The following is a 20,692-nucleotide window of genomic DNA, read 5'->3' on the forward strand; positions in this document are numbered from 1 at the left end:
CGCCACAGCCCTGGGCGCAAACACGGGCATGAAGGTCAGCGAAGTTGACGCATTGAATCTGCGTCGTAGGGAAGGTAAGTAAAGATGGTACAGGTGAGAGCACACCAGCCGATCAACACCGACGGCAGTATCAATCTCGAGGCTTGGCTCGATCATGCGGTCAGCGTCGACATGGCTCTGGATCGCGAAGCCTTGAAGGCCGCCTGCGAGTTCGCTCGTGAGGCGGAGCAGCAACATAACGCGGCGAAGAACCTGTGGTCCGAAGGCACCTCGAGTTTCCAGACGGGCCTGGAGATCGCCGAAATTCTCGCTGACCTCAAGCTCGACCAGGATTCGCTGGTGGCGGCGGTGCTGTACCGCGGCGTGCGCGAAGGGCAGATCCAGCTACCGGTGGTCAGCCAGCGCTTCGGCACGGTGGTGGCCAAGCTGATCGACGGCGTGCTGCGCATGGCGGCCATCAGTGCCAGCCTCAGCCCGCGCCAGTCCATGGTGCTGGGCACCCAGGGCCAGGTGGAAAACCTGCGCAAGATGTTGGTGGCGATGGTCGACGACGTGCGTGTCGCGCTGATCAAGCTGGCCGAACGCACCTGTGCGATCCGCGCCGTGAAGTCCGCCGATGACGAAAAACGCAATCGCGTCGCCCGGGAGGTGTTCGACATCTATGCACCCCTGGCCCACCGTCTCGGCATCGGTCACATCAAGTGGGAGCTGGAGGACCTGTCCTTCCGCTACCTGGAGCCCGATCAGTACAAGCAGATCGCCAAGCTGCTGCATGAGCGGCGCCTGGATCGCGAGCGCTTCATCACCGATGTGATGACCCAGTTGCGAGAAGAACTGCAGGCCACCGGCGTGGTAGCCGACATCAGTGGCCGGGCCAAGCACATCTACTCGATCTGGCGAAAAATGCAGCGCAAAGGCCTGGAATTCAGCCAGATCTACGACGTTCGCGCCGTTCGCGTCCTGGTCCCGGAAATGCGCGACTGCTACACCGCGCTGGGGATCGTCCATACCTTGTGGCGGCACATTCCGAAGGAGTTCGACGACTACATCGCCAATCCCAAGGAAAACGGCTATCGCTCGCTACACACTGCAGTGATCGGCCCCGAGGGCAAGGTGCTGGAAGTGCAGATCCGCACCCACGCCATGCACGAGGAGGCCGAGCTGGGCGTCTGCGCCCACTGGAAATACAAGGGCACCGACGTCAAGTCCGGGTCCAATCACTATGAAGAGAAAATCTCCTGGCTGCGTCAGGTGCTCGAGTGGCATGAGGAGCTGGGTGACATTGGTGGCCTGGCCGAACAGCTGCGGGTCGATATCGAGCCGGACCGGGTCTATATCTTCACCCCCGACGGCCACGCCATCGACCTGCCCAAGGGCGCGACGCCACTGGACTTCGCCTACCGGGTTCACACCGAGATCGGCCACAACTGCCGTGGCGCCAAGATCAACGGGCGGATCGTGCCGCTCAACTACAGCCTGCAGACCGGTGAGCAGGTCGAGATCATCACCAGCAAGCACGGTACGCCGAGCCGCGACTGGCTGAACCCGAACCTGGGCTACATCACCACCTCGCGGGCGCGGGCGAAAATCGTCCACTGGTTCAAGTTGCAGGCTCGCGACCAGAACGTCGCCGCCGGAAAGACCCTGCTCGAGCGTGAACTCGGTCGCCTGGGCCTGCCGCAGGTGGATTTCGACAAGCTGGCCGAAAAAGCCAATATGAAAACCGCCGAGGACATGTTCGCCGCCCTCGGTGCCGGCGATCTGCGCCTGGCGCAGTTGGTCAACCTGGCCCAGCAACTGGTGGAGCCGGAGCGGGGCAACGAGCAACTGGAGCTGATTCCGCGCAAGGCTACCGGCTACAAGCCGGGCAAGCGCGGCGATATCCAGATCCAGGGCGTGGGCAACCTGATGACCCAGATGGCGGGCTGCTGCCAGCCACTGCCGGGGGATGCGATCGTCGGCTACATCACCCAGGGCCGTGGCGTGAGCATTCACCGCCAGGACTGTGCCTCGGTGCTGCAACTGGCCGGTCGCGAGCCGGAGCGGATCATCCAGGTCAGTTGGGGCCCGGTGCCGGTGCTCACCTATCCGGTGGACATCGTCATCCGCGCCTACGACCGATCAGGTCTGTTGCGTGACGTGTCTCAGGTGTTGCTGAACGAGCGGATCAACGTGTTGGCGGTCAACACCCGTTCGAACAAGGAAGACAACACCGCGCTGATGTCCCTGACCATCGAGATTCCGGGGCTGGATGCGCTGGGGCGGTTGCTGGGGCGGATTTCCCAGTTGCCGAACATCATCGAGACCCGGCGCAACCGGACGCCAGGTTAAGCGCAGTCCGCAAATGTGGGAGCCTGTGGGAGCAAAGTCTGTGGGAGCAAGCTTTGCTCCCACAGGTTCACTCCTATTGACTTGCTTCCATTGGATTATTTCCCATAGGGTGATTTGTGATGGGATGGATTGATGTACAGCCTTGAAGACCTGCTCCACCTGATGAACCGCCTGCGGGACCCGCAGTACGGCTGCCCGTGGGACATCCAGCAAACCTACGCGACCGTCGTCCCTCATACCCTGGAAGAAGCCTACGAAGTGGCCGATGCCATCGAGCGCGGCGATTTCGATCACTTGCAGGGCGAGTTGGGCGACCTGTTGTTCCAGGTGGTGTATTACAGCCAACTGGCCCGGGAAGAAAACCGCTTCGAATTTGCCGGTGTGGTCGACAGCATCACCCGCAAGCTGATCCGTCGCCATCCCCATGTGTTTCCTACCGGTGACCTGTATGCGCCCGTGGATATCCCGCGCCTGAGCGAAGAACAGGTCAAGCAGCGCTGGGAAGAAATCAAGGCAGAGGAACGGGCCGAGAAAGCCACGGCACCCGAGCAGTTGTCATTGCTCGACGACGTGCCGGGAGCGCTGCCGGCGTTGTCCCGTTCAGCGAAGCTGCAAAAGCGTGCGGCTCAGGTCGGTTTCGACTGGCCAGGCCCGTTGCCGGTGCTCGACAAGGTGCGGGAGGAACTGGACGAAGTGCTCGAAGCCATGGCCGACAACGATCCGGTGGCCATCAGCGATGAGATCGGCGATCTGCTGTTCAGTGTGGTTAACCTGGCTCGTCACTTGAAAGTGGACCCGGAAACCGCCCTGCGTGGCGCCAACGGAAAGTTCGAGCGGCGGTTCCGATTTATCGAACAGGCATTGCGCGACACCCACCGTCCCATGGAAGATTGCACCCTCGAAGAGTTGGACGCCTTGTGGGGCGAAGCCAAACGTCAGGAAAAGAATTTGCCCAGCTGTGGCTGAGGCCGTTGCCTAAGTGAGTAAGCACCATGAGCCTTTCCCTTCGCGACCAGTTGCTCAAAGCAGGGCTGGTCAACCAAAAGCAGGCCAAGCAGGTCGGCAAAGAGAAACAGAAGCAGCAACGCCTGGCCCATAAAGGCCAGATCGAACTGGATGACTCCCAGCAGCGCGCCGCCCAGGAGGCCATGGCCGAGAAGGTCAAGCGCGACCAGGAACTCAACCGTCAGCAGCAGGAAAAGGTCGAGCAGAAGGCTCGGGCCGCGCAGATCAAGCAATTGATCGAAGTCTCGCGCCTGCCGAAGCTGACTACTGAGGACTATTACAACTTCGTCGACGACAAGAAGGTCAAGCGCATCTCGGTCAACACTCTGATGCGCAACAAGCTGAGCAGTGGCTCGCTGGCGATTGTCCACCATGCCGGCGGTTACGAAGTGATCCCGCGCGAGGCGGCCCTGAAGATCCAGGAGCGCGACCCCCAGCGCATCGTCCAGCTCAACACCCAGACCGAAGAAGTGGATGCCGATGATCCGTACGCGGCGTATCAGATTCCTGATGATTTGATGTGGTAAGCCGGACAGCAAGCTAAACACAAAGCCTGTGGAAGGCCTGAGGGAATATCTGTAGGGATCTATGAGATCTGTGGGAGCAAAGCTTGCTCGCGATAGCGGAGTGTCAGCCGGTAAAAATGTTGCCTGATACTCTGCTATGGTGAGCAAGCTTTGCTCCCACAGGCACAAGTCCCATAGGGGTTTGTGTCGTTCAGGATTCTGCGGTCTCACGCGAGCGCTGCCATTCCTCACGCTCCAGTTCGGCCTTGTAGCTGTGAGCGTCCGTTTCGGAGTGGAACATTCCCACCAGCAGATCCTGTTGATGCACATCCCAGATCCGGATACCGGCGGCAATCCCTTCGTGGGACATGTGGGCGTCGTCGCGTTCAGTTACTTTCACAGTCATCTTGCAAGCTCCAATCTCTGTTATCTGCAGCAAGGCGTGTGCAGGACTTTGTTATAGATTTTGGTAGCGTGCTAAGTAAATGCTTCGGCGCGTTAAGAAGTTTTCATGGAAAGCGCATCAGTCCTGCAGGCCAGGCAGTGCGCGGCATTCGGTCGCAGGTGGTTTTTCATGAAGAAATTTTCATGTTGCAGCGGCAAACCTGAGTGAAAGCGCAACCCCTGTGGGTGGTCATGAAATCCGGGCAATAAAAAGCCCCGCATCGGCGGGGCTTCTTGTTGTCGTCGTCGATCAGCTGCCTTTCACAGCCTTGCCGTTGACCGTGCCGTCCAGGAGCATGATGTTGTACTCCTTGCCGTCGGTCTCGACCTGTTGCAGGCGTACAAGCAGGTAATCCCAGTCCTTGGCGAACCAGAGCACGGTGATGCGCTTGCTTTGCGTCGGGTCGCGCACGCGCTCGACCTTGATGGCGTCGATCTGGCCGGCCTTGGTGTCGACTTTTTCCGAACCCAGCACGCGGAAGTCATAGGTATCGACCTCGCCATCATCGACGACCTGATAGCTCATGCTTTTCTTGCCGGCCGCCACGTCGTGCTGCAGGGCCAGTTGATAGGTGGATTTATCGACCATGCCACGGTTGAGCGGCAGCTTGACCGCGTCGCCGCGATCGGTGCCGGTGACCATCTTGGTGTTCCAGTCGAAGTCCAGGTCGGCCTTCTTGGCCTTGCCCAGGCCACCACGTTCGAAGTGGTAGGACTGTGGCAGCAGCGTGTCCTTGTCCAGGGTCAGGGTGCTTTCTTCGGTCAGGCTGGCGATCATCATCGAAGCCTTGAAGCTCAGCTTCCAGGTGCCGTTGGCTTCCTTGGTCAGGCTGCGCTCGGCGGTGCCGCTCATGGGCAACTGTTTCCAGTCGGCGGTGTAGCTGGCGGAGAACGGTTGTAGTTCCGAAGCCTGTGCCAGGGGCAGGGCAAGCAGAGCGCAAGCGAAGAGCAGGGCGCGACGCATAAAATCTCCTAGTATCGAATCAAATGGCCGCTGGCGGCGAGCAACTGGCCGTCCAGTGAGGCTCCGCGATCGTCGAGGGTCAGCCTTCCTTCGGCAAACCAACGCACGGCCATCGGGTAGATCTGGTGCTCGCGGGCGTGAACCCGTTGCGCCAGGCTTTGCGGCGTGTCGTGCAACTCTACCGGTATTACTGCCTGTACGACCAGTGGTCCGCCATCGAGTTCCTCGGTGACAAAGTGCACAGAGCAGCCGTGCTCCGTGTCTCCGGCCTCCAGCGCGCGCTGGTGAGTGTGTAACCCTTTGTATTTGGGCAGTAGCGAGGGGTGGATATTGAACAGGCGGCCCTGGTAGTGACGCACGAAGCCGGCGCTGAGGATGCGCATGAAGCCAGCGAGGACCACCAGTTGCGGATTGAAGGTGTCGATCTGTTCGATCAGCGCGGCGTCGAAGGCTTCACGGCCCTCGAACGCCTTGTGATCCAGGACGCGGGTGTCGATACCCGCGTCCTTGGCGCGTTGCAGGCCGTAGGCATCGGCGCGGTTGGAAATCACCGCGCGGATACGGACCGGGCTGTCGCCGGTCCGCGTGCTGTCGATCAAGGCCTGCAAGTTACTGCCGGTGCCGGACAGCAGCACCACCACGTCACAGGTTGCGGACATCAGTGCGCCTTAAGGTTTTTCAGCTCGACCTGTGCAGCGCCTTCGGCCGCGGTAGCGATCTGGCCGATGACCCAAGGCTGCTCGCCGGCTTCACGCAATACGTTCAGGGCGGTCTCGACGTGTTCCTGGGCTACGCAGATGACCATGCCCACGCCGCAGTTCAGCACGCGATGCATTTCGGTTTCATCGACATTGCCTTTCTCTTGCAGCCAGTCGAACACCGCCGGGCGGGTCCAGCTCGCCACGTCGACCACGGCCTGGGCACCTTTTGGCAGCACGCGCGGGATGTTGTCCAGCAGGCCACCACCGGTGATGTGGGCCATGGCCTTGACGGCGCCGGTGTCCTTGATCAGCTTGAGCAGCGGCTTGACGTAGATGCGGGTCGGGGCCATCAGCAGGTCGGCCAGTGGCTTGCCGTCGAGCTGGGTGTTTTCGATGTCGGCACCCGAGACTTCGATGATCTTGCGGATCAGCGAGTAGCCATTGGAGTGCGGGCCGGAGGACGGCAGGGCGAGCAGGGCATCGCCAGCGGCGACTTTCGAGCCGTCGATGATCTCGGCCTTTTCCACGACACCGACGCAGAAGCCGGCGAGGTCGTAGTCTTCGCCTTCGTACATGCCAGGCATTTCCGCGGTTTCGCCGCCGACCAGGGAGCAGCCGGACAGCTCACAGCCGGCGCCGATGCCGGTCACGACCTGGGCGGCGGTATCGACGTTGAGCTTGCCGGTGGCGTAGTAGTCGAGGAAGAACAGCGGCTCGGCGCCGCAGACCACCAGGTCGTTCACGCACATGGCCACCAGGTCGATGCCGATGCTGTCGTGCTTGTTCAGGTTCAGGGCCAGGCGCAGCTTGGTGCCGACGCCGTCGGTGCCCGAGACCAGGACCGGTTGCTTGTAGCCGGCCGGGATCTCGCAGAGGGCGCCGAAACCGCCCAGGCCGCCCATGACCTCCGGACGCGCAGTGCGCTTGGCGACGCTCTTGATGCGTTCGACCAATGCTTCACCGGCGTCGATGTCTACACCGGCGTCCTTGTAGCTCAGGGAGGGTTGCTTGCTCATGATCCAGGCCTTTAGGGGGGATTTCTGGGTAACGACCGACGCCGGGGCCATTGAATAACCGTTGTACGAATTATTCCGGGAGCCCAGCCATTGCCGGTCTGCGAAGGCGCGCGATTTTATCAGGCTTGAGGGGCAGCGGCCATCCTCGCGCCGACGGGCAGGGACATATCCACGGAAAAAAACCGATATTTCTTATATTGGTACTGCGTAGCGCGTCTGTATAAGGTGTAGCGGTAACCGGTTATGGTGATGACCGTGCGAAACTTCCATCGGGTGTGTGAATGTTTTGCCGGGTGCTGTGGTCACAGCCATGCTCAATCTTCTTCACACGGCCTGTTCCAGCCGTTATGTCCGGGAATCTTCCATGCGTTTGTTCAAATTCTTGTCCGTGGGCTGCTTGTCGCTGATCAGCCTGGCGAGCCATGCCGAAACCGTCAATGGCCTCTATCAGGTGCTCGAACCGGTCGTCAGCCAGACACCGGAGGAGCGCAATCAGGCGACGCTGCGCGCCCTGGATACGCTGGTCCTGCGCCTGACCGGCGACGCCAAGGCTGCCCAGAATCCCGGGTTGGCGGCGCTGCGCAAGGACCCGCAACAGATCATTCTTCAATATGGCTACGACGCCGGCCCGCCGGAAAGCCTCAAGGTGGACTTCGACCCGGCGAGCACCGACCGGGCATTGCGTTCGGCAGGCTTGTCGCTGTGGAGCGCGAACCGGCCATCGATCCTGGGCTGGTGGCTGAACGACTCGGTCGAGGGCTCCAGCCTGGTGGGCGATGGCCAGGCCAGCGCCACGCCATTGCGGCGTGCCGCCCAGCATCGGGGGCTGGCATTGCACTTGCCGCTGGCGGATTTGAGCGAGCAGATCGTTGCCACCGCACCGAACCTGGAAGGCAGCGACCCGGCGCCTCTGCGCGCTGCCTCTGAGCGCTACGCGACAGACGCCTTGCTGGCGGTCCACGCCAAGGAAGAGGGCGGGCAGTGGCATGGGGCCTGGCGCCTGTGGCTGGGCGATCAGCGTGAGCAGGGCACAGCCCAGGGTGCCGATCCGGCCGCACTGGCTGACGCGGTGATGTTGGCGGTGAACCAGCGCCTGGCGCCGCGCTTCGTCGCCAAGCCGGGCGTGGCCACTGAACAGTTGCTGGAAGTGCAGGGCATGAACCTTGAGCGGTACGCGGCGCTTGGGCGTTTGCTCGAGCCATTTGGTGGGCAGTTGCAGCAGGTTGAGGGTGATCGGATCGTCTATCGGGTCAACGGCAGCGCCGAGCAGTTGAAGGCGCAACTGGCCCTGGCGAAACTGCAGGAAATCCCGCCCGGCGAGGCCGTCGCGCCAGTGCCTGTGGCACCGCCCGCCGCCGATGGCTCGGCCCCGGTTGCGGCACCTGTGCCGGCGCCGGCAGCCAATCTGCGGTTCCGCTGGTAGGTTCTCTTTCTTTATATAGCTAGGAGTGGTTCATGGGCGATACGCGGCGTTGGTTCTGGTTGGGCGGGGTTGCCCTGCTGATTGCGCTTATCTATTTGCTGCATCCGATCCTGACGCCGTTCCTGGTTGCGCTGCTGTTGGCCTATCTGTTCGACCCGGTGGTGGATCGCCTGGAAAAACTCGGCCTGTCGCGGACCTGGGGCGTGGTGGCGGTATTTGCGCTGTTCACCTTGATTGTGGGCGCACTGTTGCTGGTGCTGATCCCGATGCTCGCCAAGCAATTGCTGCGCCTGTACGAATTGGCGCCGCAGATGCTCGATTGGTTGCAGCACAGCGCGGTGCCGTGGGTGCAGTCGAAGCTGGGGTTGGCGGACGGTTTCTGGAAGTTCGACAAGGTCAAGGCGGCCATCAGCGAGCATATGGGGCAGACCACCGACATCGTTGGCGTGGTGTTGAGCCAGGCCACGGCCTCGGGCCTGGCGTTGATCGGCTGGCTGGCGAACCTGGTGCTGATTCCAGTCGTAGCCTTCTATCTGCTGCGGGACTGGGACCTGATGATGGCGAAGATTCGCAGCCTGCTGCCGCGTCACCGTGAAGAACGCATCATGACCCTGACCGGCGAATGCCACGAAGTGCTGGGAGCGTTCGTGCGCGGGCAACTGCTGGTGATGGTGGCCCTGGGCTTCATCTATGCTGCAGGGCTGATGCTGGTGGGGCTGGAGCTGGGGCTGTTGATCGGCCTGATCGCCGGCCTGGCCGCCATCGTGCCGTACATGGGCTTTGTGATTGGTATTGGCGCGGCATTGATCGCCGGATTGTTCCAGTTCGGCGGCGACCTGTACCCGATGGTGGGAATCGTTGCGGTGTTCATGGTCGGTCAGGCCCTGGAGGGCATGGTGCTGACGCCGCTGCTGGTGGGCGATCGTATTGGCCTGCATCCGGTGGCGGTGATCTTCGCGATCTTGGCGGGGGGCGAGTTGTTCGGCTTCACCGGGATCCTGCTGGCGCTGCCGGTGGCGGCGGTGATCATGGTGCTGGTGCGTCATATGCACGATTTGTACAAGGATTCGGACATCTATAGCGGCGCCGAAGACCCTGATCTTTAGGGCGAATGTCGGGCGGAGCGTCAGGGAAACCGTCGCTCCGCTGTCTTGCCGCTGCAAACCTTTGATTTTGCTCGTGGTCCGGCGCATTGTGCGGTCCGCGCCACGGGTATAAACTTTGCGCACTTTACACAGAGGCCACTAACGGTTCCTTGGGAACTGTTCAGTCAGCATGAAACCGATTCAGCTGCCCCTAGGTGTGCGTCTGCGTGATGACGCCACCTTTATCAATTACTACCCAGGCGCCAATGCCGCTGCACTCGGCTATGTCGAGCGGCTTTGCGAAGCCGACGCCGGCTGGACCGAAAGCCTGATCTATCTGTGGGGCAAGGACGGGGTAGGGCGCACGCATCTGTTGCAGGCCGCGTGCCTGCGGTTCGAGCAATTGGGCGAACCTGCGGTGTATCTGCCGTTGGCCGAGTTGCTCGATCGCGGCGTTGAGATCCTCGACAACCTCGAGCAGTACGAACTGGTCTGCCTGGACGATCTCCAGGCCGTGGCCGGCAAGGCTGACTGGGAAGAAGCGCTGTTTCACCTGTTCAATCGGTTGCGTGACAGCGGTCGGCGCTTGCTGATCGCCGCCTCGACGTCGCCACGGGAGCTGCCGGTGAAGCTGGCGGACCTCAAGTCCCGTCTCACCCTGGCGCTGATTTTCCAGATGCGCCCGCTTTCCGACGAAGACAAACTTCGTGCCTTGCAGCTGCGCGCGTCCCGGCGTGGCCTGCACCTGACCGACGAAGTCGGGCATTTCATCCTCACCCGCGGTACCCGCAGCATGAGCGCGTTGTTCGAGCTGCTCGAACGCCTCGATCAGGCCTCACTCCAGGCCCAGCGCAAGCTGACTATTCCTTTTTTGAAAGAAACCCTGGGCTGGTAGAACCGTTGCAGGTAGTGGCTCTTGGCCTGCTCTGGACACGGCGAAACCCGCGGTCCTGCTGGGCTGCAGGCCACGTGACGTTCAAAATGGGCTTAAGCGCTTAGATGTAAACGTAAAACCGAGAAGTCACATTTGCATCGATTGAATTTGCAAATGAGGTTGATAGAAGGCATAGTCTCGCCATCTTTACTACTTCAGCCACGGTCGTGCCCATGCTAAATCGCTTCGCACCCCTCGTGCCTCTCGCACTCGTTACCCTGTTGTTTGGTTGCGCTGCCCACTCCCCAGTGTCCCAGCAAGAGCAACAACCACAGGTCAAGAACTCCGTTACCGCCCAGTCTTCCTCCGTTGCGTTCCAGGAAGAAATGGCCTCCGACAAAGAGCTCGCAGCCTTCGCCGGCAGCAAGCCCTACCAGCTTCCAGTACTGGCCGACAGCATCCTGGAACGCGGTATGTCGTTGATCGGTACCCGCTACCGTTTTGGCGGTACCTCTGAAGCCGGCTTCGATTGCAGCGGTTTCATCGGTTATCTGTTCCGCGAAGAGGCCGGCATGAACCTGCCGCGTTCCACTCGCGAAATGATCAACGTGAATGCCCCTCTGGTGGCTCGCAACCAACTGGAACCCGGTGACCTGCTGTTCTTCAGCACCAACGGTCGTCGCGGTCGTGTCAGCCACGCCGGTATCTACCTGGGCGACAACCAGTTCATCCATTCCAGCAGCCGCCGCAGCGGTGGTGTGCGGATCGACAGCCTGGGCGACAGCTACTGGAGCAAGACCTTCATCGAAGCCAAGCGCGCCCTCGCCATGGCACCGACGGTGGTCACTGCTCGCAAGTAAGCACACAGTTTGTAAGGCAAACTTAAAGTCTTACTTGAAGTTTGCCGTATAGCCGCTAGAATCCTAGATCATTGATTGATGGCAATCCGCCTGCGTACTCCGCAGGCGGATTTGTTTTCATGCCCACGGCAGAAAAGCCGCATCCAGATCAGGATTGTTCTGCATATGTCGACGTCGGCCCGCCTCGCCCTCATGTTTTTTGCCGCGCTGCTCAGCGCGTGCGCCAGCCGCACTCCGCCGCCGCCTGCTCCAGTGCGAGCTCCGGTGGTCTTTGCTCCCGCGCAACCCTTTTCCCCGGCCGCCGAAGATGTGCTCTTCCGGGCGCTTGGCCTGGTGGGCACACCTTATCGCTGGGGCGGTAACACACCGGATTCGGGTTTCGATTGCAGTGGCCTGATTGGCTATGTCTACCGCGATGCCGCCGGCATTTCCCTGCCACGTTCCACCCGCGAGATGATTGGCATGCGTGCCCCGGATGTCGGCAAGGAAGCCTTGCAGAGCGGCGATTTGATCTTCTTCGCCACCAATGGTGGCTCCCAGGTCAGCCATGCCGGGATCTATGTCGGTGAGGGCCGTTTCGTCCATGCGCCGGCCACGGGAGGCACGGTCAAGCTCGATAGCCTGTCCAAGGCCTATTGGCAGAGGGCTTACCTGGGCGCCAAGCGTGTGCTGCAGCCGGAGCATCTGGCGCGTAACCCCTGAGTTGTTGTTGCCCTGATCTGTGGGAGCAAAGCTTGCTCGCGAAACAGGCACCTCGATCTCTGAAAGACCGCATCGCCTTCATCGCGGGCAAGTCTTGCTCCCACAGGTCAGGAGTAAATCCCCTCGTCACAAGGGGTGTGTCGGCCTTATTTACCTGACACGCGCCAGATCTTGTTCCCCACATCATCGGCCACCAACAAGCCACCCTGCTTGTCGATCACCACGCCCACTGGTCGGCCCTGGGCTTTTTCGTCGGCGTTCAGGAAACCGGTCAGCACATCCACCGGTTGTCCCATCGGCTTGCCGCCGTTGAACGGTACGAAAATCACTTTATAACCACTGTGGGGCTTGCGGTTCCAGGAGCCGTGCTGGCCAACGAAAGCCCCTTCGGTAAACGGTGCAGGCAAGGTGCTGCCCTCGGCGAAGGTCAGCCCCAATGAGGCGGTGTGAGGGCCGACGGCGTAGTCCGGGGCGATGGCCTTGGCCACCAGGGCCGGGTTCTGTGGTTCGACCCGGACATCGACATTCTGCCCATAGTAGCTGTAGGGCCAGCCATAGAAGGCCCCGTCCTTGACCGACGTGATGTAGTCCGGCACCAGGTCGCTGCCGATCTCATCCCGCTCGTTCACCGCTGTCCAGAGCGCGCCGCTGCGGGGTTCCCAGGCCAGGCCGTTAGGGTTGCGCAAGCCCGAGGCGAAGATACGGTGATTTCCGCTGGCACGGTCCACTTCCCAGATGGCGGCGCGACCTTCTTCGGCCTCCATGCCGTTTTCCGCGACGTTACTGTTCGAGCCGGTGGTGACATACAACTTGCTGCCGTCACGGCTGGCAATCACGTTCTTGGTCCAGTGATGGTTGAGTGTGCCCCCGGGCAGATCGACGACCTTGGTCGGCTGCGCCTTGATTTGCGTGTCACCGTCCTTGTAGGGGAAACGGATCAATCGGTCGGTATCGGCCACGTAGAGGTCATTGCCGACCAGGGTCATGCCGAACGGTGAGTTGAGGTTTTCCAGGAACACCGTGCGGGTTTCGGCGATGCCGTCGTGATTGGCGTCGCGCAACAGGGTGATGCGATTGGGGCTGGGCACGCCGGCGCCGGCGCGGCCCATGACTTTTTTCATCACCCAGCCCCGGATGCCTTTGGCGTCGTCCGGCTTGGGTGGGGCGTTGGTTTCGGCCACCAGCACATCACCATTGGGCAGCACATAGAGCCAGCGCGGATGGTCCAGTCCTTCAGCGAATGCACCCACTTGCAGGCCCTGGGCCGGGGTCGGCTTGGCGCCTTGCGGCCAGCCGACGGCTTCGGCGATGTTGACGGTGGGCATCAGGGTCTTGTTCGGTTCGGGCAGTTTCGGCGCTGGGCCGGTGCCGTCGGACACTTGCAAGGTGGACGACTCGCCGCAAGCGACAAGTCCGGCGGCAAGGACGACGATCAGGAGGTGGGGTGGCTTGAGCATGCTGGCTTCCCTATGAATGCATGTAGTTATTCATAGAGGAGCGTAGACGCGTGATGGTTCAACGGCGGGTGGGCCCCGTCAGCCAGGCAAGCAAGCTCCCTTTGGGAGCTTGCTTGCACAGTTCCTTGTTGAATGAATCAACCATGGGCCTGTTTGAATAGCACCGCAATGCCAGGATGGTAATGACCGGCTTCATTGCGCAACTTGCGGTAGGCGTAAGGGAAGTACCAGGCCGCGGCGCAGGTGTTTTCCTTCTGCAGGTCATCGATCATGTCCTGCAATTCTTCGGGCGTGGCGCTTTGCTGGGCTTTTTGCGGCGAGACGAACAGGCAGCCCAGCTTCAGGTCGCTGGCATAGCTGATGCGCTTGGCATCGCTGGTGGCTTCCAGTAGCGGCTGGGTCAGGTTCAGGTTGTTGACCTTGGGCCAGCGCTGGGTGGCCTGGATGAAGGCGCGCTCCTCGGTGCTGGCGATGAACAGGTCGGCGCTGACGTTGCGTTCGCCTTCTTCATTCTGCTTGCGGGTCGGGGCGTTCTGCAGTGTGACCATCTCAGCCATCCAGGCTGCGGCCGACAGCAAGCCGAGGTTGGCTTTTTCATCGAACCAGTAGGGCGTGTCGTTATCGCCACGCACCGCGTTATAGCGGTCGATACAGTCAAACCAACGTTCCAGCACTGGACGCAGAAACTCCAGTTTTGGATTGCTGATGATCATCCCTTGCATGCTTTTGCCCTCTTGTTCTTGTGATATCGGGTCGTAATGTCGCTTTGATATCACTTGCCGCAGAATCCCACAAGATTGGCGTCATTTTATTGATCGGCGCCAATGATCGTCCCGACAGGCGGCTTTAATTGACGCTCCACCCCCAACCCTCTAACCTTCGCCGCTTGTTTCAGGTGCTCTGTGGCTGCGGTCGACAGAGTGAAACAGGGAAGCCGGTGAGTGCATACGAACCCGGCGCTGCCCCCGCAACGGTAAATGAGTCAACGCTGTGCTCAAGCCACTGTGTCGCAGACATGGGAAGGCGCACAGACCGGCACCACGCCGCTCATGAGCCCGGAGACCGGCCTGATTCATCCAACGGCATCACGGTGGGCGATGCCAGGCTTGTTGCCGTCTTTTTTTGTGCCCGCCCGCCGTTATCCAATCCCAAACGGAGGCTTCCCATGACCGACTCCCTCTTCACCGACACGTCTGATCGCAACGAACGCCACCTGGCGCGCATGCTGCGCAAGAAAGCCGTGATCGACGAGCGCATCGCCAACTCGCCGAATGAATGCGGCCTGTTGCTGGTGCTGACGGGCAACGGCAAGGGCAAGAGCAGCTCGGCGTTCGGCATGCTTGCGCGGTCCATGGGCCACGGCATGCAATGCGGCGTGGTGCAGTTCATCAAGGGGCGCAACAGCACTGGTGAAGAACTGTTCTTCCGCCGCTTCCCGGAGCAGGTGCGCTTTCATGTCATGGGCGAGGGGTTTACCTGGGAAACCCAGGATCGCCAGCGCGACATCGCCGCCGCCGAAGCCGCCTGGGCCGTATCGCGCCAGTTGCTCAGCGATCCGTCCATCGGCCTGGTGGTGCTCGACGAGTTGAACATTGCCCTCAAGCACGGTTACCTCGACCTCGATCAGGTGCTGAGCGATCTGCAGGCCCGCCCACCGATGCAGCACGTGGTGGTGACCGGTCGCGGCGCCAAGCCCGAGATGATCGAGTTGGCCGACACCGTGACTGAAATGGGCATGATCAAGCACGCGTTCCAGGCGGGTATCAAGGCGCAGAAAGGCGTCGAACTGTGAGCGATCCCGCCATGACCAGCCGCCACTGTCCGGCGGTGCTGATCGCAGCGCCGGCCTCGGGCCAGGGCAAGACCACCGTCACCGCGGCGCTGGCCAGGTTGCATCGCAACCAGGGACGCAAGGTGCGCGTATTCAAATGTGGCCCGGACTTCCTCGACCCGATGATCCTGGAGCGGGCCAGTGGCGCGCCGGTCTATCAATTGGACATGTGGATGGTCGGCGAGCAGGAAAGTCGCCGACTGTTGTGGGAAGCCTCTGCCGAAGCGGACCTGATCCTGATCGAAGGGGTGATGGGGCTGTTCGACGGCACCCCGTCGAGCGCCGATCTGGCGCGGCATTTTGGCGTGCCGGTGCTGGCGGTGATCGACGGCACGGCCATGGCCCAGACTTTCGGCGCCCTGGCCCTGGGCCTGGCGCGTTATCAACCCGACCTGCCGTTCGCCGGGGTCTTGGCCAACCGGGTCGGCACCTTGCGCCACGCGCAGTTGCTTGAAGGCAGCCTGACCGAAGGCTTGCGCTGGTACGGCGCGCTGTCCCGGGAAACCGGCATCGAATTACCCAGTCGTCACCTCGGTTTGGTCCAGGCCAGCGAGTTGAACGACTTGGACGTGCGCCTCGACGCGGCCGCGCAGGCCCTGGCCGGCAGTTGTGAAGTGGCGCTGCCGCCAGCGGTGGAGTTCGCCGCGCCCGAGGTGATTGCCGTTGAGCCGTGGCTCGCTGGGGTATGCATCGCCGTGGCCCGTGACGAAGCGTTTGCCTTCACCTATGGCGCCAGCCTTGATCTGCTGCGGGCCATGGGCGCGCAGTTGAGCTTCTTTTCGCCGATTCATGACAGCGAACTGCCCGAGGCGGACAGCCTTTATCTGCCTGGCGGTTATCCGGAACTGCACCATGTTGCGCTTGCCGGGAACGCGCCGATGCTCGCGGCGATCCGTGCCCATCACGCAGCCGATAAACCGTTGCTCGCCGAATGCGGCGGCATGTTGTATCTGCTGGACTCATTGGCCGACGTTGAAGGCGTGCGCGCCGAACTGCTGGGTTTGCTGGCGGGTGATGCGCAGATGCAAAAACGCCTGGCGGCCCTGGCGTTGCAATCGGTGGACTTGCCGGAAGGCACCTTGCGTGGGCATACCTATCATCATTCGCTGACCAGCACCGAACTTGAACCGATTGCCCGTGGCCATAGCCCCAACGGCGGGCGCGGGGCGGAAGCGGTTTTCCGTAAGGGGCGGATGACGGCTTCCTATGTGCATTTTTATTTTCCGTCCAATCCCAAGGCGATTGCTGCGTTGTTTGCGCCGGATCCTGAGACCGCTATCGCGAGCAAGCTCGCTCCCACAGGGGACCCAGTGATCTCAAGTGCAACACTAGCCAATGTGGGAGCGAGCTTGCTCGCGAAGAGGCCATGACAGACACCGCTTTCTCCCAGGCCGAACGCGACGCCATCTACCGCGCTATCGCCGAGCGCCGCGACATGCGCCATTTCAGCGGCGGGACGGTTGAGCCGGCCTTGCTGCGCCGTCTACTGGAAGCCGCACACCAGGCCCCCAGCGTCGGGCTGATGCAACCGTGGCGATTCATCCGCATCAGCGACCGCGCCTTGCGTGGGCAGATCCGCGAACTGGTGGAGCAGGAACGCATTCGCACCGCCGAGGCCCTGGGTGAGCGCAGCGATGAATTCATGACGCTCAAGGTCGAAGGTATCGACGACTGTGCCGAAGTGCTGGTGGCGGCGTTGATGGAAGATCGTGAGCGGCACATCTTCGGTCGTCGGACCTTGCCGGAAATGGACCTGGCCTCGCTGTCCTGCGCGATCCAGAACCTGTGGCTGGCTTCCCGCGCAGAAGGGCTGGGGATGGGCTGGGTGTCGCTGTTCGAACCCCAGGCCCTGGCCGACCTGCTGGGCCTGCCCGCCGGGGCCAAGCCGCTGGCGATCCTCTGCCTGGGCCCGGTCGAGGGTTTTTATCCGGCGCCGATGCTCGCCCTGGAAGGTTGGGCGCAACCGCGCCCGCTCAATGAACTGCTATATGAAAACCATTGGGGAGTGAGCCCATGAGTGTGGCGTTGCTCAGTGCCGCCGCCGTGGCGCTGGATGCGCTGCTGGGCGAGCCCCGGCGCTGGCATCCGCTGGTGGCGTTCGGCGGTTTTGCCGATCGCATCGAACAACGTTTCAATTCCGGCGGACGCGGTTGGCGCAGCCATGGGGTGACGGCGTGGATCATCGCCGTGGTGCCGTTGACCTTGCTCGCCACGGCCCTTTCGTGGGCGCCGATGGTGGGCTGGCTGGTGGAGATCCTCGCCTTGTACTGTGCCCTCGGCCTGCGCAGCCTCGGTGAACATGTCGAGCCGGTGGCGCGGGCCTTGCGCAGCGGCGACCTGGCGGAGGCGCGCAAGCGTGTCGGCTACCTGGTCAGCCGCGAAACGGCGGAACTGGATGAAGCCGCCGTGGCCCGCGCCGCCACCGAATCGGTGCTGGAAAATGGCAGCGACGCGGTGTTCGCCGCGTTGTTCTGGTTCGCCGTGGCCGGCGCTCCTGGGGTGGTGTTGTACCGCCTGAGCAATACCCTCGACGCTATGTGGGGCTATCGCAACGAACGCTTCGAGCGCTTCGGCTGGGCGGCGGCAAAAATCGATGATGGACTCAACTACATTCCGGCGCGCCTGGTGGCATTGACCTACGCGCTGCTCGGTAAAACCCGCCTGGCGCTCAAGTGCTGGCGCACCCAGGGTCCGACCTGGGACAGCCCCAACGCCGGACCAGTGATGGCCGCCGGTGCCGGAGCGCTGGGTGTCGAGCTGGGCGGGGCGGCGGTTTATCACGGCGAACTGCACCAGCGTCCAGCGCTGGGCGAAGGCGTGCCGGCGAGTGCCGACGCCATTGATCGCGGCTGGCAATTGGTCCAGCGCGGCGTATGGTTATGGCTGCTGATTCTCTGCCTGGGAGCTGAGTTTTATGCTTGAGCACGGTGGCCGTTTGCGCAACGCAATCCGGCAATACGGCATTGCCGAGGCTGATTGGCTCGACTTGTCCAGCGGACTCGCGCCTTGGCCGTTCGACGTCCCGGCGATTCCACTGCGCGCCTGGGCGCGCCTGCCGGAAACCGATGACGGCTTGGAGCAGGCGGCCTGCGATTATTACGGCGCGCTGAATGTGCTGCCGGTGGCCGGTTCGCAGATGGCCATCCAGCTGTTGCCGCGCCTGCGCCGGGCCGGCAAGGTCGGTGTCTTGTCGCCCTGTTACGCCGAGCACGCCGAAGCCTGGCGCCGCAGCGGCTACATCGTGCGCGAAGTGCTGGAGTCGGAGGTGGATTTCTTTCTCGACAGCCTCGACGTGCTGGTGGTGGTCAATCCGAACAATCCGACGGGCCTGAGCCTTGCGCCCGAGCGCTTGCTGGACTGGCATGCGCGCCTGGCCCAGCGCGGTGGCTGGCTGGTGGTGGATGAAGCCTTCATGGACGTCACGCCGGCGTTGAGCCTGGCGGCGCACACCCATCTGGTCGGGTTGATCGTGCTGCGCTCGTTCGGCAAGTTCTTTGGCCTGGCCGGGGTTCGCCTGGGGTTTGTATTGGCCGAACGTCGCTTGCTCAAGTTGCTCGCCGAACAGGTCGGGCCGTGGGTCGTCAGTGGGCCGACCCGAGTGCTGGGCCAGGCGTGCCTGCTGGACACCGACGCCCACGCCCGCCAGCGCCAACGCTGCGACGCCACCAGTCAACGCCTGGCGCTGATGCTCGAACGCCACGGCTTCAAGCCGCAAGGTGGCTGCGGATTGTTCCAATGGCTGGTCACCGAGCGCGCCCTGGGACTTCACGATTTCATGGCCCATCGCGGCATTCTCCTGCGCTTGTTTACCAACACCAGCAGCCTGCGCTTCGGACTGCCGGCCGACGACAGCGAATTCCTGCGCCTCGAACAGGCCTTAGAGGCCTACGCCAAGGACACCCAATGACCACAGTGATGGTGCAGGGCACCACGTCCGATGCCGGCAAAAGTACCTTGGTCACGGCTTTGTGCCGCTGGGTCCGGCGCCAAGATGTGAGCGTGGTGCCGTTCAAGCCGCAGAACATGGCCCTCAACAGTGCCGTGACGGCCGACGGCGGCGAAATCGGCCGCGCCCAGGCCGTGCAGGCCCAGGCGGCGGGGTTGGAACCGCACACCGACATGAACCCGGTGCTGCTCAAGCCCAACAGCGACACCGGCGCCCAAGTGATCATCCATGGTCGTGCCGTGACCACCATGAATGCGGTGGCCTATCACGATTACAAAGCCATCGCGATGCAAGCCGTGCTGGCCTCCCACGCGCGCTTGAGCGCGGCCTATCCGGTGGTGATGGTGGAAGGCGCCGGCTCGCCGGCCGAGATCAACCTGCGCGCTGGTGACATTGCCAACATGGGCTTTGCCGAGGCGGTGGATTGCCCGGTGCTGCTGATCGCCGATATCAATCGTGGCGGGGTGTTCGCTCATCTGGTCGGCACCCTGGAGCTGCTTTCGCCCAGTGAACAGGCGCGGGTCAAGGGCTTCATCATCAACCGTTTTCGCGGCGACATCGCCTTGCTGCAACCGGGCCTGGACTGGCTGGAAGCGCGCACCGGCAAACCGGTGATCGGCGTGCTGCCCTACGTGATGGACCTGCACCTGGAAGCCGAGGACGACCTCGACCAGCGCCAAACCGCCAAGGCTGAGCAGGTGCTCAAGGTGGTGGTGCCGGTGTTGCCGCGCATCAGCAATCACACCGATTTCGATCCACTGCGGCTGCACCCGCAGGTCGACTTGCAATTCATCGGCCCCGGCCAGCCCATCCCGCCGGCTGACCTGATCATCCTGCCCGGTTCGAAAAGCGTGCGCAGCGACCTGGCCTATCTACGCGCCAACGGTTGGGCAACGGCGATCAACCGTCACCTGCGCTACGGTGGCAAGCTGCTGGGTATCTGCGGCGGTTTGCAGATGCTCGGCCAGCAGGTCCACGACCCGTCGGGGCTCGAAGGCGCGGCCGGTTCCAGTGCCGGGCTGGGCCTGCTGGATTTCGACACGACGCTGGAACACGAGAAGCAATTGCGCAATGTGCGCGGGCGACTGGCCTTGGAAGAGGCTGAGGTCAGCGGCTATGAGATCCACGCGGGCGTGACCACCGGCCCGGCCCTGGAAAACCCCGCGGTGCATCTGGAGGACGGTCGTTGCGACGGTGCCCAGAGTCTCGACGGGCAGGTGTTCGGCACCTACCTGCATGGGCTCTTTGAGTCGCCGGCGGCCAGTAGCGCGTTGTTGCGCTGGGCCGGGTTGCAGGATGTGCAGGCGGTGGATTACCACGGGTTGCGCGAGCGGGACATCGAGCGGCTGGCGGATCTGGTGGAGCGGCATTTGGATACTTGGTTGCTGCGTGAACTCTGTGGGATTTGAGGTGGCTGTGCCGGCCCCTTCGCGAGCGAGCTCGCTCCCACATTGGATGTCTGATGACCACAGAATTCGTGCACACCATAACTCCCCCTGTGGGAGCGAGCTTGCTCGCGAAGAGGCCAGTCGCCACAGCGCCAAATA

General features: G+C 62.3%; 20 protein-coding genes and 1 riboswitch. Of the genes, 14 read left to right on the top strand and 6 right to left on the bottom strand.

Going from position 1 to position 20,692, the window contains the following annotated elements:
* The first annotated feature begins 84 nt into the window (after positions 1–84).
* The 3 genes from relA (at position 85) to AB4O09_RS08650 (ending at position 3,863) form a co-directional block, all read left to right on the top strand.
* Positions 85–2,331, top strand: coding sequence for a GTP diphosphokinase (relA, locus tag AB4O09_RS08640; protein ID WP_003204671.1), 2,247 nt, complete (start codon positions 85–87; stop codon positions 2,329–2,331).
* A gap of 132 nt (positions 2,332–2,463) precedes the next feature.
* Positions 2,464–3,297 (top strand): nucleoside triphosphate pyrophosphohydrolase, encoded by an 834-nt coding sequence (gene mazG / locus AB4O09_RS08645; RefSeq protein ID WP_003204669.1) that lies wholly within the window; start codon positions 2,464–2,466, stop codon positions 3,295–3,297.
* Between the two features lie 26 nt (positions 3,298–3,323).
* The gene (locus AB4O09_RS08650) at positions 3,324–3,863 is read left to right on the top strand and encodes a DUF2058 domain-containing protein (RefSeq protein WP_003204668.1); all 540 of its coding nucleotides are present in this window, start codon (positions 3,324–3,326) and stop codon (positions 3,861–3,863) included.
* Positions 3,864–4,053: 190 nt separating this feature from the next.
* Here AB4O09_RS08650 and AB4O09_RS08655 read toward each other — a convergent pair whose 3' ends face one another.
* The 4 genes from AB4O09_RS08655 to purM form a co-directional block, all read right to left on the bottom strand.
* On the bottom strand, positions 4,054–4,248 hold the full coding sequence (locus AB4O09_RS08655; RefSeq protein ID WP_003204666.1) for a hypothetical protein: 195 nt from the start codon (positions 4,246–4,248) through the stop codon (positions 4,054–4,056).
* A 288-nt stretch (positions 4,249–4,536) separates the two neighbouring features.
* Positions 4,537–5,250, bottom strand: coding sequence for a DUF3108 domain-containing protein (locus AB4O09_RS08660; RefSeq protein ID WP_003204662.1), 714 nt, complete (start codon positions 5,248–5,250; stop codon positions 4,537–4,539).
* Between the two features lie 8 nt (positions 5,251–5,258).
* Positions 5,259–5,909, bottom strand: coding sequence for a phosphoribosylglycinamide formyltransferase (gene purN / locus AB4O09_RS08665; protein ID WP_003204660.1), 651 nt, complete (start codon positions 5,907–5,909; stop codon positions 5,259–5,261).
* Positions 5,909–6,967, bottom strand: coding sequence for a phosphoribosylformylglycinamidine cyclo-ligase (purM, locus tag AB4O09_RS08670; protein ID WP_003204658.1), 1,059 nt, complete (start codon positions 6,965–6,967; stop codon positions 5,909–5,911). Before purM ends, purN begins: the two co-directional genes overlap by 1 nt.
* A gap of 364 nt (positions 6,968–7,331) precedes the next feature.
* Here purM and AB4O09_RS08675 point away from each other — a divergent pair, with 364 nt between their 5' ends.
* The 5 genes from AB4O09_RS08675 (at position 7,332) to AB4O09_RS08695 (ending at position 11,911) form a co-directional block, all read left to right on the top strand.
* Complete coding sequence (locus AB4O09_RS08675; RefSeq protein ID WP_003204656.1) at positions 7,332–8,390, top strand: DUF2066 domain-containing protein; 1,059 nt, start codon at positions 7,332–7,334, stop codon at positions 8,388–8,390.
* 32 nt (positions 8,391–8,422) lie between these two features.
* Complete coding sequence (locus AB4O09_RS08680) at positions 8,423–9,496, top strand: AI-2E family transporter (RefSeq protein ID WP_003204655.1); 1,074 nt, start codon at positions 8,423–8,425, stop codon at positions 9,494–9,496.
* Positions 9,497–9,665: 169 nt separating this feature from the next.
* Entirely contained in the window at positions 9,666–10,370 is a 705-nt protein-coding gene (hda, locus tag AB4O09_RS08685) for a DnaA regulatory inactivator Hda (RefSeq protein ID WP_003178999.1), read from the top strand.
* Between the two features lie 212 nt (positions 10,371–10,582).
* Positions 10,583–11,209, top strand: a complete 627-nt coding sequence (locus AB4O09_RS08690) for a C40 family peptidase (RefSeq protein ID WP_003204649.1) — start codon at positions 10,583–10,585, stop codon at positions 11,207–11,209.
* Positions 11,210–11,374: 165 nt separating this feature from the next.
* The gene (locus AB4O09_RS08695; RefSeq protein WP_003204647.1) at positions 11,375–11,911 is read left to right on the top strand and encodes a C40 family peptidase; all 537 of its coding nucleotides are present in this window, start codon (positions 11,375–11,377) and stop codon (positions 11,909–11,911) included.
* Positions 11,912–12,057: 146 nt separating this feature from the next.
* On the opposite strand, the gene AB4O09_RS08700 is transcribed toward AB4O09_RS08695, so the two are convergent.
* Positions 12,058–13,368, bottom strand: a complete 1,311-nt coding sequence (locus AB4O09_RS08700; RefSeq protein ID WP_003204646.1) for a PQQ-dependent sugar dehydrogenase — start codon at positions 13,366–13,368, stop codon at positions 12,058–12,060.
* A 137-nt stretch (positions 13,369–13,505) separates the two neighbouring features.
* Positions 13,506–14,090 carry a hypothetical protein gene (locus AB4O09_RS08705; RefSeq protein ID WP_013694065.1) on the bottom strand — a complete coding sequence of 195 codons (585 nt, stop codon included), beginning with the start codon at positions 14,088–14,090 and terminating at the stop codon, positions 13,506–13,508.
* 154 nt (positions 14,091–14,244) lie between these two features.
* Positions 14,245–14,453, top strand: a riboswitch (cobalamin riboswitch).
* An 80-nt stretch (positions 14,454–14,533) separates the two neighbouring features.
* On the opposite strand from AB4O09_RS08705, the gene cobO reads away from it, so the two are divergent.
* From cobO to AB4O09_RS08735, 6 genes are read left to right on the top strand one after another with little or no spacing between them, the layout of a single operon-like run.
* Positions 14,534–15,160, top strand: coding sequence for a cob(I)yrinic acid a,c-diamide adenosyltransferase (cobO, locus tag AB4O09_RS08710; protein ID WP_003204642.1), 627 nt, complete (start codon positions 14,534–14,536; stop codon positions 15,158–15,160).
* Between the two features lie 11 nt (positions 15,161–15,171).
* Complete coding sequence (locus tag AB4O09_RS08715) at positions 15,172–16,569, top strand: cobyrinate a,c-diamide synthase (protein ID WP_460108413.1); 1,398 nt, start codon at positions 15,172–15,174, stop codon at positions 16,567–16,569.
* A complete protein-coding gene (gene bluB, locus AB4O09_RS08720; protein WP_003204638.1) occupies positions 16,566–17,216 on the top strand; it encodes a 5,6-dimethylbenzimidazole synthase in 651 nt (216 codons plus the stop codon). The genes AB4O09_RS08715 and bluB overlap by 4 nt, the downstream gene beginning before the upstream one ends.
* Positions 17,213–18,121, top strand: a complete 909-nt coding sequence (cbiB, locus tag AB4O09_RS08725) for an adenosylcobinamide-phosphate synthase CbiB (RefSeq protein WP_027911890.1) — start codon at positions 17,213–17,215, stop codon at positions 18,119–18,121. Before bluB ends, cbiB begins: the two co-directional genes overlap by 4 nt.
* Positions 18,114–19,106 carry a threonine-phosphate decarboxylase CobD gene (cobD, locus tag AB4O09_RS08730; RefSeq protein ID WP_043042620.1) on the top strand — a complete coding sequence of 331 codons (993 nt, stop codon included), beginning with the start codon at positions 18,114–18,116 and terminating at the stop codon, positions 19,104–19,106. Before cbiB ends, cobD begins: the two co-directional genes overlap by 8 nt.
* Positions 19,103–20,554 (top strand): cobyric acid synthase, encoded by a 1,452-nt coding sequence (locus AB4O09_RS08735; RefSeq protein WP_460108099.1) that lies wholly within the window; start codon positions 19,103–19,105, stop codon positions 20,552–20,554. Before cobD ends, AB4O09_RS08735 begins: the two co-directional genes overlap by 4 nt.
* Positions 20,555–20,692: the final 138 nt, after the last annotated feature.

The organism is Pseudomonas sp. H1_F01 (assembly GCF_054681425.1).